Raw genomic sequence first — 13,823 nt, 5'->3', positions numbered from 1 at the left:
TGGACGGGACGACTGATACGGCCGGAGCGATCATCGAAGGCTGGCGCCCTGTGAACGGAGTTCCCGCTGGACCGCGCTCGCCGGGATGTCCTGGGGCCGTTTGCCCTGGGCCGCCGCGAGGGCCGCACAGACACCCGCCGCCTGCCCGGTGGCCATCGAGATCGGCATGACCCGGTACGAGGAGTGGGCCACATGGTCACCGGAGATGCAGCGGCCCGCGACCAGGACGCGGTCCACGTCACGGGGGAAGAGGCAGCGCAGGGGGATGTCGTAGGACTGGCCACGCGGGAGGCGTTTCAGCGTGGTGCCGCGACCGCTGGGGTTGTGGATGTCGACCGGGTAGGCGCCGCGCGCGATGGCGTCGTCGAACCTGCGGGCGGTGAGCACGTCCTGCCCCGTGAGCTGGTACTCGCCGACGATACGGCGTGTTTCACGGACACCGACCTGTACGCCGCTCTGGACGACGTACGAGTCGGAGAAGCCCGGCACGCGGTCGCGCAGGAAGCGTGCGATCTGCGCCAGCTGGCGGTGGGCGGTGAACTCGGCGCGGGTGAGGTCCCAGACGCTGGTGCCGATGACTTCGGTGACGCGGGTGGAGTTGACCGCGACCTCGCCGGTGTTGGGGGTGGCGAAGAACAGTATGTCCTCGCGCGGCAGGTCGAGTTCGCCGGCGTCGGTGGCGGCGCGGACCAGGTCCCACAGGCCGTGCACGCCCTTCCACTGATCCGGGTTGGCGCGGGCGTACGCGGCGAATTCCTCATGGTGGAAGCGGACCATGCGGAACATGAGTGTCATGGGCTGGGTCCAGCCGTCCTCCGGCCGGCCGATGTCATACGCGGCTCCGGCCGCGGCGGCGATGTCGCCGTCCCCGGTGCAGTCGACGATGACGTCCGCGTCCATGACGAGCGGGCCCGACTTGGTCTCGAACACCACCCGCGCGCGGTCGGACAGGGGAAGGACACCGGAGGCGAAGGCATGCAGCAGCGTGCGTACCTCGTGTGTCTCCAGCAGGTCGTACACCACCAGCTTGAACAGCTCGGCGTCGAACGGCACCGTGTAGCCGGTTTCGAGCGAGGGGCGAATCGCCGCTCCGGCGCGCACAAGATGGTCGAGCAGCACCCACAGCACGCCGCCGACGACCGGCTCCCCCTCTCCGTGGTCGGGCGGCAGCAGGCGTGCGGAGTCGCCGCCGCCGGCCTGCTTGACCTCGTTGTGGAAACTCATCAGCGGCATCACCAGCGCCGCGGTGGCGTTGCCGCCGAGGAATCCGTACCGCTCGACCAGCACCACCTCCGCGCCCGCGTTCGCGGCGCCGAGAGCCGCGCCTATGCCCGCGGGGCCGCCGCCGACGACCAGCACCTGGGTGGAGCCCGCGTGCAGAGCCTGGCGCGGGGGCAGCTCCACGCTCCGGGGGATGCGGGGTGGCATCAGGTAGGACACGGTTCCTCCCTTGGAGTCGGCGGCTCCTGCGGTCAGCCGATGGCGGCGGCGGTCGGCGCGGTGCTGGGGACGAGGGGACGGGGAGCGGCTCGGTCCAGGTAGGCGATGAGTCGGTCACCGGTCTGGGCGGCCCTTGTCCTCATCACCGCCGTACGAGCGTTCATGTGGGCGACACGGGCCGGCCGCTCGTCCCAGAGGCGGTCCAGCTCCGCCAGGAGGGGCCCGGCGGCCTCCCTGATCACTCCGCGAAGGGCGGGGGCGCCGATCTGCTGGGCGAAGTCGAAGACCTTGCCCGCGTAGGGCAGAGGCAGCAGGGGGATCCCCGCGAGCGCGGCGAAGATCAGGAAGTGCAGTCTCATGCCGATGGCCAGGTCAAGCTGTTTGACGATGTCGAGTACTTGCTGCGGACGGTAGGCGCCGTGCAGCACTCTGCAGCGCTCGGCCTCGATCATGTGGGAAACCACCGCGTGCGCGTGCCGGATGTCATCGCGTTCCATCGGGACGAAGACGACATGGGCCTCCAGTCGGTGGACGAGGAAGTCTCCCACGCTGGCCAGCAGTTGGTGGTAACCGTCTTCGTCGAGGTGCTCGGCCGCGCGGCCGGGCTCCCGCACGCTCATCCCCACGAGTCGCACTCCGCGCGGTACGGCCTCGGCCCGCAGGAGTTCACCGCCGCCGTCGCCGGGCTCGAGCAGCAGCGCCGGGTCACCGGTGACCGTGATGGCCCGGTTCAGCCCGGCGTCTTCCAGTACCAGCTTCGACTCCTCGTCGCGGACCGTCACCTCTGCCGCGTCGGAGAGGGTCGCGCGGACCGACGCGCAGTCCGCTTCGTCGGTGAGCGGACCCGCGCCGACGGCATAGGTGAAGACGGGAACGCCGTGGTCCTGGGCGGTCCGGACCAGTCGCAGATAACGGCGCGCCTCGGTGTTGTAGAGAATCCCGCCGCCGCCGAGCACGAGCACACTCAGCCGGCGCATGTGCTCGGAGATCTGCTCCCTGCAGACCCCTTCCCAGCCGATCACCTCGATGTCCGGGTACATGGCGCGGCTGTGGTCGGGATTGCGGGAGAAGACCAGGAGGCGTGCGTCCGGACGTCCGGCCAGGATGCGGTCCAGCATGGCGGTGAGGATCGCCTCGTCGCCCACATTCCGCCCCCCGTAGGATCCCAGCACCCCCACGGTCACGCTGCTTCGGTCGCCCATGGTCGGCTCCTCGCGATTCACCGGAGATGTTCCCCGTGGCCCTGTGCGACGACAGGGCGACCCGTACGGACCCGGCCGTGACCGAGAGTGCCGGCCCGCACGGAGCTGATGGGCGCCCGCGGCCTTCCGTACCGCCCACTTCGCGCGCTCCTAACCAGTTCACCCCATCGCGGCATTTACGCATCTCGGGACCGAGGAGCGGCCCGAAGGCGTGCCGGTCGCCCTCCCCGCCCGTGTCACCCGCATGGCCGTCACAAGGCGTCAGCCCTTCGCGGCCGTGGTGGCATGGGAGTGACCTCCATTGCTGCGGAGGGAGGGACCATGCACGAAATGTGGTGCGGCGCTGACACCTCGGGAGAACCGATGTGGCATGTGCTGAGGACGGACGAGCCCCTGACGCTGTGCGGGATGAGGAAGCGGGAGGAGCCCGGCAGACGGGCGCCGACGGACAAATACTGTTTCCCTTGCATGCAGGCGTTCCAAGCGGCCATGGCATCCACCAAGTCCTGAACGCGGGAGAGGAGCGGACGAGAGCTTCCGCCCCCTGTCCGGAATTCGAATGATTCGTCCTGTGTTTCCGTAAGTGACAGTCACCGGAGCTTCGCCTTGTGGCGGAGGAAGTCACAGGCGCGTGAGGGGTTCGGCGATGGCCTGGATATCTGCGCTCGTTTCGGCGGCCGGCCGAGGTGGTGGCCGCGTCGGCCAAGCCGCGGTCGACCTGCGGGGTCTCCTGCTCAGCGGGCGGCTGCTGCGGCGACAGCCCGCGGCGGGGCCAGCCGGTGAGTGGGGACACGTCGTCGTCGAGCCCCGGACGGCATGGTTCGTAGAGGGCCAGGCCGCGAATCTGTACCCCGTGACGGTGGCGTACGAACGGCAGGGGACCGGGGAACCCGTGGTCCTGCTGCACGGCCTCGGCTCCCACCGGCTGACCTGGGACTCGGTCGTCCCGCTGCTGACCGAACAGCGGGAGATCATCGCGATGGATCTGCCGGGATTCGGTGAGTCCCCCGATCTGGATCCCGGTGTGCCCCGCGACCTGGATACGGCCGTGCTCTGGCTGGGTTCGGTGTTCGCGGCCCTGGGCGTGGAGCGGCCACATGTGGTGGGCCACTCCCTGGGCGGGCTGATCGCGCTGCGCCTGGGGCAGGCCGGACTGGCGCGCAGCGTGACGGCGATCGCTCCGGCCGGTTTCTGGACCGGCATGGAACGGCGCTACACCTACGCCGTGGTGAGCGCGGCCCGCCAGGGAGTACGGCTGCTGCCGGACTCCGCGCTGGGAGCGCTCGTGCGCACCGCGCCTGCCCGCGCCGTGCTGACCGGCACCCTGTACGGCCGGCCGGAGCTGTGCCCACCCGAGGCGGTGGTGGCGGCGCTGCGGACGCTGAGGAGTTCGGCGGCGTTCAAGGCGACCCTGGAAGCCGGGCGGGCACCGGGTCTGTTCAGCGGCGACATCCCCGATGTGCCGGTGACGATCGCCTGGGGCACCCGGGATCGTCTGCTGCCGCCTCGGCAGGCGGACCGGGCCCGGGCGATGATCCCGAACGCCCACCTGGTGGCGCTGTCCGGTTGCGGTCACGTTCCGATGCTGGACGCGCCCGACGTGGTCGCCCACACGATTCTGCGTGCCACCGATCCCCGCGCCACCGAACCCGCGGAGGAGCCCGAGCCGGGATCCAGCAGCACCGAAGGCCAATAGGGATAAAAAGTGCCATGCACACCAAATAGGATCGCCCCGGCGGTGTCAGGCCCAGCTGGAGGGAAGCCTGAGAAAGGCAACCCAAAGAGGGCATTCACCGCGGAGGTGAGCAGGGATGACACTGCCTGTACGACGGCGCGGCGCCTCTGGTGGGCTCGCCGAGCGGCGGTCCCCCGGCTGGAGCACCGATCCGCTCGCCGAGTTCAACGACCTCTTCGGCCGACTGGGCAGCCTCATGGAATCCGCCTTCGGTGGCCCCTTGGCATCGGTGGCGGAAGGCATGGCCTGGTCCCCGTCGGCCGACATCGAGGAGAGTGACGACGCCTACTTCATCGAGGTCGACGTCCCGGGCGTCAAGCGGGACGACATCAATGTCGAGATGAACGACCGGGAGATCTCCATCACCGGCGAGTACAAGGAACGCGAACGCACCGGCGTCCTGCGCCGCAGCACGCGCCGGACCGGCCGGTTCGAGTACCGCACCCTGCTGCCGGGCGAGATCAGCACCGAAGGCGTCGACGCCACCCTGAGCGACGGCGTGCTGACCGTCAAGGTCCCCAAGGCCGAAGCCGCCAAGCCGCGCCGCATCGAGATCACGGCCGGGGAGTGATCCTCCCCGCAGAGGGAGCGCCGAAAGGGGCGCTCGGGCGCTCTCCTCATGTCCGGCCGCCTTCTCATGTCCGGCCGTCTTCGCCGCTGGGGGAGCCACCCTGGGCCAGTCCTTCAGGCCCAGGGTGGCTCTGGGTCAGACCGACACACGTGCCTCGGAGGCGGCGATGACCTCCGGGCGCTGCCGGTGGCGCTGTTCGTACTCCAGCACCTGGCGGGCCACGTGGGAGGGAGCGTCCCGCAGGCTCGCGGTGACCTCGGCGGTGTTCATGGCGTCGTAGCCGGTCCACGGCTCGGCTCCGCGCAGGTGCTGGATGGCGTCCAGGACCCTCTTCCGGCGGGCGTGTGCGCGTTCGTATCCCTCGACCACCGTCAGATCCAGCTGGGAGAGCGTGCGCAGCCCCATCTCGATCTGATCCGTGCTGAGCTGACTGAAACCGGGAATCGGCAGATCCTCCTCGCGCCTGACCGCTCCCAGTACCTCCTCGGCCATGGGTCCGGGCTCGGGCATCTCCCGCTCGGCGCCCTCGGCCGCGCCCCGGGCCCGCCGGACGCCGCGCTCGGCGAACTCACGCGCCCGGTCGAAAACGATCCGCACCGTCTGAGCCGCTGACAGACCGCCGTTCCCGCCTTCGCGCGGGCCGAAACCGTTGCCGGCCGCCGCCACGGCGCGGGCCTGTTCGGCAAGGCTCCTCTCCAGTTCCCGCAGCAGTTCCTCGTCCTGGCGGCGCAGCGAGCCGAGCAGGTCGGCGGTGGGCTGGTCGTCCATCTGCTCGGCGAGGACCTCTCCGGCCCGGCACGCCGCCAGCGCCCGGGCCGCAGCCGCGTACTCGTCCTCCGCGTTCCTCAGCAGCCGGCGGGGAGCGGCCGGGCCTCCGCCGGGCATCATGCCTCTGACGACCACCGATCCGATGGTCAGCGGCAGCATCGCCGCGCGTACCGCGCCCGACGAGACGGACCGCGTCACACTGACCACGGTCCCCAGCACGCCCCGGGGTTGCAGAGCGCGCTCCTGTCGTTCGATGCGCTGGAGGCTGATCTTGACTTCGGCGGCCTGGCGTTCGAGCAGCTGCCGGTGCGGGCCCGGCGGCATGACCGTCGCATCCGCCCGGAACCGGTCGAGGACCGCGGCGTGCGCCTGGCGCGCGTCCTCCAGCGCCGGTACGAGTTCTTCCGTCATCACTGCCATGTGGTGCTCCCTGAGGAAAGGTGGGGCGACAGTTCGCCGCATACGAAAGCGGCTGCCCTGAGTAGCGCACCCACAGCCGGGCAACCCGGCACCATCCTGCGGGACCCGCGACAAGATCGCCCGACGGACCGAATCGGACATGCCCGGGGTCGCCCGGCCGGCGTAAGCCGCCGCGACGCGGGCGGGCACTGGCCGCGTCGGTCCGCCCGAGGGGCGCATTGGTCTGTTCGGGGGAAGCCCAGGCCGCCGTACGGCGCGCACGAGGCACATGGGCATCCTCGGCGTGGCACGGTCGTCGACGCCCGTTTCCCTGGGGCGAGGCATCAAGCGGCATGGGCGGTGTTCGGTGATCGGCACCGCCCGGCCACGACCATACGGAGGAAAGGTATCTGTGGAGGCGCCCCCGTCGTCCTGGGCCGACCGGCCCTCTCGTGTCACCGAGAGCGCGAGGTCCGTCCCTAGGGCCCGCGCGTCCGCCGAACCGGACGACACACCCGGTGTTGTCATCGGTGACGCCACCGTCATGGCGCTCTACGGCCTGATCTTCGCCTCGGTGGCCGCCGGGAGGCCGGACATCTGTGGTCATCGCGACGACGCGGGTGGCAGCCCGCCGACCAGCCGATGCGAGAGACGTTGAGAGCGGGAGACTCAATCCGGGAGATGGGGCGGCGTTGGTGGTGCGGGTACAGGTGGAGGGCGATCAGCTGGTGGCCCGCCTGTCCTGGGGGCTGGCGCTTGCCGCTGGGAGACGGACACTGCGCGTGCCGGTGGACCGGGTGACGGACGTGCGTGTCGAACCGTCCTGGTGGCGGGCCCTGCGGGGCACGCCGGGCCGGCACTATCGCTGCCGCCCGGGACGGTGGTGTGCCGGGGAACTGATCCACCCGAAGGGCCGGGACTTCGTCGCGCTGCTCGAAGGCGAGCCCGCCCTGGTGGTCGATCTGCGGCACTGGCGCAGCCCGTACGCCCGCTTGGCGTTGGCCGTTCACGACCCGTACGGGTCCACCGCACTGCTGCGGCAGCATGCGACAGGGTGAGTCGACGCCGTCGCGGCCCACGCGGCACGGCCGTACTCAGAGGGCGGCCAGGTCCTCGACGTCGTGGTAGCGCAGCACCACGCCCACCCCATCGGCCAGAGGCGTTTCATCGGGCGGCAGTACGACCAGGTCGGCTCCCGTACGCAGGGTGGCGTGCAGCAGTGCCGTGTCGGCGGGCTCCTCCAGCACGGTGCTCGCCCCGAATGCCACCAGTTCCTGCGCCGAGAAGGCGATCTCGCTCGGCTGGGTGCCCGTCCAGAGCCGTTCGGGGAGCCGGGTGGGCGGGCTGAGCAGGACGGCCTGGGCCTGGCGGCGCTGCAGGGCGGTGACGACAGCCCTCGCCCCCTGCGACTTCGCGCGATGCCGAGCGCGCTGGGCGAGGAAGACATCCAGGTGGCGCTCGTCCGCCTTGCTCAGCAGCCCGTCCAGGACGCCGGCCACGCGCTCTTCGATCAGGGCCCGACCTTGGCTTCCGCCGACGTCGGTGCCCTGGTCGTCCTCGACGACCGTCAGGCTGTTCTGGAGGTGCATGGGCAGGCGGTTGACCAGGACGCCCGACAGCCACGGCTCACCGGCGTCCCGGCGCAGTACTACAGCCTCGGCGCGGTGCCGGTCGGCCAGATCCGCCAGTTCCTGGGCGAAGCGGCGGGCGGCGTGCTGCCACTCCCCCACCTGCACCAGGTGAGTGGTACGGCGTCCCGGGGCCACCCTGCTCATCGGCCACCGGCCGGCCTCGTAGGCGATCAGGACCTGGTCTGTCGGGCTCTGTCCATTCTCCTCACCGGCGGTCAGGAGCGGGTCGTCGCGGGTGAGGGCCACGGAGACGTACGGGATGTCAGGTGCGTGTTGCCGGGCGAGGACCATGGCGTCGGGCAGGCGGCCGAACCTGGCCGTGTCCCGTACGGGCGGGTCGGGCAGTTCTTCCGCCAGGGCCACATGTCCGTGCGTGGCGAAGAGGGCCTGTCCATGCCGACCGGGCAGATCGCGGTCCGCTCCGGCCACGTCCTCCAGGGCGGAGACGGTGGCAGGATCGGCGCCCTGGGCCCGTAGGGTCTCCCGCTGGTGTCGCCAGCGCAGGCCGATGGCCTTGTCGGGATCGTCGACGTCCCGGGAGGTGTCGAGACAGACGCTGGCCCAGGGACCGGGCTCATCGGTCAGAGGTTGCAGAAACGACAGCTTCATGACGACACCACCAGGGGCTTGGCCGACTGCGACGGCCCACGCGCGGCCGGGAAGTTTCCTGCTCCGGCCGCAGCATTCATGACGTCGGGCGAGCTCCCCACGTCCGGCGGGTTCCCCGTCGCGGCGGCCGTGAACCGGCCCCGGCGACGCAACCGCCTGTTCGCGGACTTTGTGTCCTGGCCCAGCCGACCCCCTCACCGCCTGGCCGTTGGTACGGCGACCTCTGCCTGAGCGGGCCGCAGGAGCTGGTCGCCGACCCGGTAGCCGGGGCGCAGGATCGCGGTGCAGGTGGGCTGTTCGACCTGGTCGGAGGGGGTGCAGGAGACGGCCTCGTGCACGGTGGGGTCGAAGGCGTCGCCCGCCGTGCCGAACGACCTCAATCCCAGGGCCGCGAGCTCGGTCTCCAGTACGTCGGTGACGCGCTGGAAGCCGCCGGTGACCTCTCCCTGCTTGTGTGCCTGGTCTATGGCATCGAGGACGGGAAGGAGGCCGGCGAGCACGTTGGCCACGGCTATCCCGCCGACCGTGCGGCGGTCGCGGTGGACCCGCCTGCGGTAGTTGTCGTACTCGGACTGCACACGCTGCAGCTCCGCCGTGCGCTCACGCAGCTTCGACCGCAGGACGTCGGCCTCACCGGCGGCCACGTCCGCCTGCCGGGCGGGCTCGACGTCGCCACGGCGGCGGGGCTCCAGGCTGGTTCCCGGATCCCGCCGCCGGTCATCCCGGACGATCGACAGCCGATGTTCGCCGGAACGGCGGGTGTCGCTCGGGCCGGTCATCCGGCGCCCTCCTGCCGCTTGTCGTCGTCGACGATCTCGGCGTCGACGACATCCTCGTCCTGCTCGGCGGTGCCGGCCTCGCCACCGCCCGCGCCACCGGTGGCCGTCTGCCGGCCCTGAGCCTGCTGTGCCTGGGCGTACATGGCAGTGCCCACCTTCTGAGCCGCGGTGGTGACCTTGTCGGTGGCCTGCCGCAGGGTCGCGGGGTCTGCCGACTCCGCCTTCAGCGTCTCCTTGAGCTCCGCCAGAGCGCTGTCGACCTCGCCCTTGACATCGGCCGGGATCTTGTCGGCGTTGTCGGTGAGCAGCCGTTCGGTCTGGTAGGCGACCTGCTCGGCGCGGTTGCGGGTCTCGGCGGCCTCGCGCCTGCGCCGGTCCTCCTCGGCGTGCTGCTCGGCCTCGCGCATCATGCGGTCGATGTCGTCCTTCGGCAGCGAGGAGCCGCCGGTGACGGTCATCTTCTGCTGCTTGCCCGTGCCCAGGTCCTTGGCGGTCACGTGCATGATGCCGTTGGCGTCGATGTCGAAGGACACCTCGATCTGCGGCACGCCACGCGGGGCCGGCGGCAGACCGGTCAGCTCGAACATCCCGAGCTTCTTGTTGTACGCCGCGATCTCGCGCTCGCCCTGGTAGACCTGGATCTGCACGGACGGCTGGTTGTCCTCGGCGGTGGTGAAGGTCTCCGACCGCTTGGTCGGGATCGTCGTGTTCCGCTCGATCAGCTTGGTCATGATGCCGCCCTTGGTCTCGATACCGAGGGACAGCGGCGTGACGTCGAGGAGCAGGACGTCCTTGACCTCCCCCTTGAGCACACCGGCCTGCAGGGCGGCGCCCACAGCCACGACCTCGTCGGGGTTGACGCCCTTGTGCGGGTCCTTGCCGGTCAGTTCCCGCACCAGATCGGTCACGGCCGGCATCCTCGTCGAGCCGCCGACCAGGATGACGTGGTCGATGTCGGACACCTTGATCCTGGCGTCCTTGATCGCGTTGTGGAACGGACCCTTGCACCGCTCCAGCAGGTCCGCGGTCAGCTGCTGGAACTGGGCGCGGGTGAGCTTCTCGTCCAGGTGCAGCGGGCCCTCGGCGGACGCGGTGATGTACGGCAGGTTGATCGTCGTCTCGGAGGACGACGACAGCTCGATCTTCGCCCGCTCCGCGGCCTCGCGCAGCCGCTGTACGGCCATCTTGTCCTTGCCCAGGTCCACGCCGTAGTTGTTCTTGAACTGCTTGATCAGGTGGTCGACGATCCGCTGGTCCCAGTCGTCGCCGCCCAGGTGCGTGTCGCCGTTGGTGGCCTTGACCTCGACCACGCCCTCGCCGATCTCCAGCAACGACACGTCGAAGGTGCCACCACCGAGGTCGAAGACCAGCACTGTCTGGTCGCTCTCCTTGTCCAGCCCGTAGGCCAGGGCGGCGGACGTGGGCTCGTTGATGATCCGCAGCACCTTCAGCCCGGCGATCTCCCCCGCCTCCTTGGTCGCGGTGCGCTGGGAGTCGTTGAAGTACGCCGGAACGGTGATCACCGCGTCCGTGACGTTCTCACCGAGGTACGCCTCCGCGTCCCGCTTCAGCTTCTGCAGCACCCGCGCGGAGATCTCCTGCGCCGTGTACCGCTTGCCGTCGATGTTCCCGCTCTCCGGGAACCGCCACTGCGCGTCGCCCATGTGGCGTTTCACGGAACGCACGGTGCGCTCCACGTTGGTGACGGCCTGGCGCTTGGCCACCTCACCGACCAGCACCTCACCGTTCTTGGCGAAGGCGACCACTGACGGGGTGGTCCGCGCCCCTTCCGTGTTGCTGATGACCGTGGGCTCTCCGCCCTCCAGCACGCAGACCACCGAGTTCGTCGTACCGAGGTCGATTCCCACTGCACGTGCCATGGTCCTCTCCTCCCTCTGCTCCCTCTGCGTCCCTGCTAAGAGTCTGGATAAAGTTCACGCCGCGAGTTGTCAAGAAATGCCGGTTTCCACCTCCTTCTGCGCATTTGTCACGGGTGGAACGTAGTCACCCATCAGCGTGCGGTCCCACCAGACGCCCGTCGAACGCAGTCGGCGCCAGGAGGTGAACCGGTAGCGGTAGAGGCGGACCCGGACAACGGTGGGCGGTGCGTGGGGGAACGGGTTGCCGCGCAGCAGCCTCAGGACGGCGGGATTGCCGTCGAGGAGGGCGGCGAGGAAGGCCGGCAGCCAGGGCGCGGCGTACGCGGGCGAGAGGGCCGCGAACCACATGAGCCAGTCCAGACGCAGGTGGTACGGGGCCACCTGCCGGGGCAGGCGCCGGACGTCCCCCGGCTTGCCCTGGAAACCGTACTCCTTCCACATCGTGGCATCGGTGATCTCCCGCTCGTCGGTGCCCTCGACGACCAGCTCGTAGCGGTGTCGGCCGACGCTGCCGAAGGCGCCGTAGGTGTTGACCAGGTGCAGGGGGATGAAGGAGGCGTTCATCAGCTGGTGGCGGGAGAGCAGGTTCCGGGCCGGCCGGTAGCTCAGTACCGCCACCAGCACCGTGACCGCCAGTACCGCCCCCTCGTACCACGCCGGCGCGTCCGCGAACCGAGGCGGTGCGGGAAGGTTCAGCGCATCGGTGGTGGCCGACCCGCCGACGACGGACAGCGCGAGCACGATCGTCAGCCAGTTCAGCCACGCGAAGTTCCCGGACGCGATGAGCCACAGCTGGGTGACGATCACGAACCCGGCAGCCGCGCTCGCCACCGGCTGCGGGGCGAACAGCGCGAACGGCACGACGAGTTGGGCGAAGTGGTTGGCCGCGACCTCCACCCGGTGCGCCGGCCGGGGCAGGTGATGGAAGAACCAGCTGAGCGGGCCCGGCAGCGGCTGGGTCTCATGGTGGTAGTAGAGGCAGGTCAGGTCGCGCCAGCACGGGTCGCCGCGCAGCTTGATCAGCCCGGCCCCGAACTCCAGCCGGAACAGCAGCCAGCGCAGCAGCCACAGCATCAGTACCGGCGGCGCCGTGTCGTCATTGCCGAGGAAGATCGCGAGAAAGCCGGCCTCCAGCAGCAGGTACTCCCACATGAACGCGAACCAGGTCTGACCGACGTTGACGACCGAGAGGTACAGCACCCACAGCACCGCCCACATCAGCATCGACGCCCAGAGCGGTACCAGGTCACCCGCTCCCGCCGCCAGGGCCGCGGCCAATGCCGCCCCCGTCCCGATCACGGCGGCGAAGAAACGGTCCGAGTAGTGGAGGTGGAAGATGCTCGGCGCCTGCCGGAAGCGGACCGATGCCAGGTACCGCGGCGCCGGAAGCAGACCGTGCTCGCCGATCAGCCCGCGGAACTGGCCGACCACGCTCAGGAACGCGACGAGGTAGACGACGGCCAGGCCCCGCTGGAACAGAAGCCTGCCCAGCCAGTAATCGGCATCCGTGAACCACTCCACGACGCCCTCCTCGAGGGAATCGCCACGTCCCACCCGAAGCAGACCACCGGAAGAAGGTTGCTGCTGTTTGGCTCAAGTTTACGTACGGAGCGGCGTAACCGGTCAACGTGCCGTGAGGACAAGCGGGCAGTGGGCGCAGTGGGCAGTCGGCGCAGTGGGCAGTGGGCAGTGGGCCACGCACTACCGCAGCCACGTACCCGTCTGCCGCAGCCACTGCCGCATCACCCGCATGACGAGGCCCTGGTCATCCCACCCCAGGGGGGCCGTGAACCGGGGGCCGACGCGCAGCGACGCGGAGAAGAGCAGTCCCTCCGGGGCATCCAGCGGACCGTACGCCTCGCGCCGCCCCCGACTCCGGGACGCCGGCCCTGCGGTGGCGGTCCGGGTGACACGGACGGGTACCGGCCGACCGGCAGTCGCCCTTGGCGTCGGACCGCGCCGCCCGGCGTCGTATGCCGCACGGCGTCCCGGGTCCCGCAGCGTGTCGTAGGCGGCGAGGACGTCGGCGAGATCCTCCTCCGCCGCCGGATCCTCCGGCCGGGCGTCCGGGTGCAGCGAGCGCACCAGCCTGCGGTATGCGGAGGTGATCTGCCGGGCGGAAGCCGAACGGGGGACGCCGAGGACCGTGTAGTGGTCACGCTGCGGTCGCTGTCCGGGCATCGTCCCCACCTCCACCGGCCACTCGACCTGCCTACGCACACCCGAAGAGGCTCCTACGAGAAGGGCATATATCCCTCACCCACCCATTGTCAATATGACTGATTTGAGCTATATGAGCATTGAGAACGGTTCGTGGAGGCGGCCGTCAAGGACGGCCCTGTCACTGTCCGAGAGGAGTGTGACGGTGATGCTGCTGCGCACCGATCCCTTCCGTGAACTGGACCGCCTGGCCGAGCAGCTCCTGGGTACCGTGGCCCGGCCGGTCACCATGCCGATGGACGCCTACGAACGCGAGGGTGCGTTCTGGGTCCACCTGGACCTGCCCGGCATCGACCCGGACAGCATCGATCTGAGCGTCGAGCAGAACGTGCTGACCGTGCGCGCCGAGCGCCCCGCGCCGCAGGTGTCGCAGTCGGAGTTGGTCGTGGCCGAGCGGCCGTACGGTGTCTTCCGGCGGCAGCTGTTCCTCGGCGAGACCCTGGACGTGGAGCACATCGAGGCCAGTTACGAAGCCGGGGTGCTGACGGTCAAGATCCCGGTGGCCGAGAAGGCGAAGTCCCGCAGGATCGAGATCAGTCACGGCGAGGAGAAGAAGGAACTCGCCGGCTGACGGCCAGGCGTCCGGACC

13 protein-coding genes are annotated in these 13,823 nt (G+C 70.0%); 5 read left to right on the top strand and 8 right to left on the bottom strand.

Features of this window, described 5'->3' with window-relative positions; genetic code table 11:
* Positions 1 to 30 precede the first annotated feature (30 nt).
* Both STRIP9103_RS20055 and STRIP9103_RS20050 read right to left on the bottom strand, forming a co-directional pair.
* Entirely contained in the window at positions 31 to 1,440 is a 1,410-nt protein-coding gene (locus tag STRIP9103_RS20055) for an FAD-dependent oxidoreductase (RefSeq protein ID WP_234022245.1), read from the bottom strand.
* A 32-nt stretch (positions 1,441 to 1,472) separates the two neighbouring features.
* Positions 1,473 to 2,642, bottom strand: a complete 1,170-nt coding sequence (locus STRIP9103_RS20050; RefSeq protein WP_009315542.1) for a polysaccharide pyruvyl transferase family protein — start codon at positions 2,640 to 2,642, stop codon at positions 1,473 to 1,475.
* 646 nt (positions 2,643 to 3,288) lie between these two features.
* On the opposite strand from STRIP9103_RS20050, the gene STRIP9103_RS20040 reads away from it, so the two are divergent.
* Positions 3,289 to 4,338 carry an alpha/beta fold hydrolase gene (locus tag STRIP9103_RS20040; RefSeq protein ID WP_078613977.1) on the top strand — a complete coding sequence of 350 codons (1,050 nt, stop codon included), beginning with the start codon at positions 3,289 to 3,291 and terminating at the stop codon, positions 4,336 to 4,338.
* A 115-nt stretch (positions 4,339 to 4,453) separates the two neighbouring features.
* Positions 4,454 to 4,948: an Hsp20/alpha crystallin family protein gene (locus tag STRIP9103_RS20035; RefSeq protein WP_009315523.1), complete on the top strand. Its 495-nt coding sequence runs from the start codon at positions 4,454 to 4,456 to the stop codon at positions 4,946 to 4,948.
* Positions 4,949 to 5,083: 135 nt separating this feature from the next.
* On the opposite strand, the gene STRIP9103_RS20030 is transcribed toward STRIP9103_RS20035, so the two are convergent.
* Complete coding sequence (locus tag STRIP9103_RS20030) at positions 5,084 to 6,136, bottom strand: hypothetical protein (protein WP_009315569.1); 1,053 nt, start codon at positions 6,134 to 6,136, stop codon at positions 5,084 to 5,086.
* A gap of 391 nt (positions 6,137 to 6,527) precedes the next feature.
* Here STRIP9103_RS20030 and STRIP9103_RS20025 point away from each other — a divergent pair, with 391 nt between their 5' ends.
* On the top strand, positions 6,528 to 6,773 hold the full coding sequence (locus STRIP9103_RS20025) for a hypothetical protein (RefSeq protein WP_009315534.1): 246 nt from the start codon (positions 6,528 to 6,530) through the stop codon (positions 6,771 to 6,773).
* 37 nt (positions 6,774 to 6,810) lie between these two features.
* The gene (locus tag STRIP9103_RS20020) at positions 6,811 to 7,173 is read left to right on the top strand and encodes a hypothetical protein (protein WP_048820620.1); all 363 of its coding nucleotides are present in this window, start codon (positions 6,811 to 6,813) and stop codon (positions 7,171 to 7,173) included.
* A gap of 36 nt (positions 7,174 to 7,209) precedes the next feature.
* On the opposite strand, the gene STRIP9103_RS20015 is transcribed toward STRIP9103_RS20020, so the two are convergent.
* The 5 genes from STRIP9103_RS20015 to STRIP9103_RS19995 all read right to left on the bottom strand — a co-directional run bounded on the left by STRIP9103_RS20015 (position 7,210) and on the right by STRIP9103_RS19995 (position 13,195).
* Positions 7,210 to 8,355, bottom strand: a complete 1,146-nt coding sequence (locus tag STRIP9103_RS20015; RefSeq protein ID WP_009315555.1) for a baeRF2 domain-containing protein — start codon at positions 8,353 to 8,355, stop codon at positions 7,210 to 7,212.
* 194 nt (positions 8,356 to 8,549) lie between these two features.
* Positions 8,550 to 9,134 carry a nucleotide exchange factor GrpE gene (grpE, locus tag STRIP9103_RS20010; protein ID WP_009315532.1) on the bottom strand — a complete coding sequence of 195 codons (585 nt, stop codon included), beginning with the start codon at positions 9,132 to 9,134 and terminating at the stop codon, positions 8,550 to 8,552.
* Complete coding sequence (gene dnaK, locus STRIP9103_RS20005) at positions 9,131 to 11,014, bottom strand: molecular chaperone DnaK (RefSeq protein ID WP_009315528.1); 1,884 nt, start codon at positions 11,012 to 11,014, stop codon at positions 9,131 to 9,133. Before dnaK ends, grpE begins: the two co-directional genes overlap by 4 nt.
* Before the next feature lie 69 nt (positions 11,015 to 11,083).
* Complete coding sequence (locus STRIP9103_RS20000) at positions 11,084 to 12,535, bottom strand: lipase maturation factor family protein (RefSeq protein WP_009315560.1); 1,452 nt, start codon at positions 12,533 to 12,535, stop codon at positions 11,084 to 11,086.
* A 180-nt stretch (positions 12,536 to 12,715) separates the two neighbouring features.
* Positions 12,716 to 13,195: a J domain-containing protein gene (locus tag STRIP9103_RS19995; RefSeq protein WP_009315519.1), complete on the bottom strand. Its 480-nt coding sequence runs from the start codon at positions 13,193 to 13,195 to the stop codon at positions 12,716 to 12,718.
* Positions 13,196 to 13,379: 184 nt separating this feature from the next.
* On the opposite strand from STRIP9103_RS19995, the gene STRIP9103_RS19990 reads away from it, so the two are divergent.
* Positions 13,380 to 13,805 (top strand): Hsp20/alpha crystallin family protein, encoded by a 426-nt coding sequence (locus STRIP9103_RS19990; RefSeq protein WP_009315538.1) that lies wholly within the window; start codon positions 13,380 to 13,382, stop codon positions 13,803 to 13,805.
* Positions 13,806 to 13,823: the final 18 nt, after the last annotated feature.

The sequence above is a fragment of the Streptomyces ipomoeae 91-03 genome, assembly GCF_000317595.1.
Classification (GTDB): domain Bacteria; phylum Actinomycetota; class Actinomycetes; order Streptomycetales; family Streptomycetaceae; genus Streptomyces; species Streptomyces ipomoeae.
The sequence above is the reverse complement of the archived record's forward strand: the minus strand, read 5'-3'. Positions and strand labels throughout refer to the sequence as shown.

Excerpts from the sequence above, each read along its gene's own strand:
- STRIP9103_RS20030 (WP_009315569.1), bottom strand. The coding sequence starts at position 6,136 with ATGGCAGTGATGACGGAAGAACTCGTACCGGCGCTGGAGGACGCGCGC.
- STRIP9103_RS20015 (WP_009315555.1), bottom strand. The coding sequence starts at position 8,355 with ATGAAGCTGTCGTTTCTGCAACCTCTGACCGATGAGCCCGGTCCCTGG.
- dnaK (WP_009315528.1), bottom strand. The coding sequence starts at position 11,014 with ATGGCACGTGCAGTGGGAATCGACCTCGGTACGACGAACTCGGTGGTC.
- grpE (WP_009315532.1), bottom strand. The coding sequence starts at position 9,134 with ATGACCGGCCCGAGCGACACCCGCCGTTCCGGCGAACATCGGCTGTCG.
- STRIP9103_RS20035 (WP_009315523.1), top strand. The coding sequence starts at position 4,454 with ATGACACTGCCTGTACGACGGCGCGGCGCCTCTGGTGGGCTCGCCGAG.
- STRIP9103_RS20040 (WP_078613977.1), top strand. The coding sequence starts at position 3,289 with ATGGCCTGGATATCTGCGCTCGTTTCGGCGGCCGGCCGAGGTGGTGGC.
- STRIP9103_RS19995 (WP_009315519.1), bottom strand. The coding sequence starts at position 13,195 with ATGCCCGGACAGCGACCGCAGCGTGACCACTACACGGTCCTCGGCGTC.
- STRIP9103_RS20050 (WP_009315542.1), bottom strand. The coding sequence starts at position 2,642 with ATGGGCGACCGAAGCAGCGTGACCGTGGGGGTGCTGGGATCCTACGGG.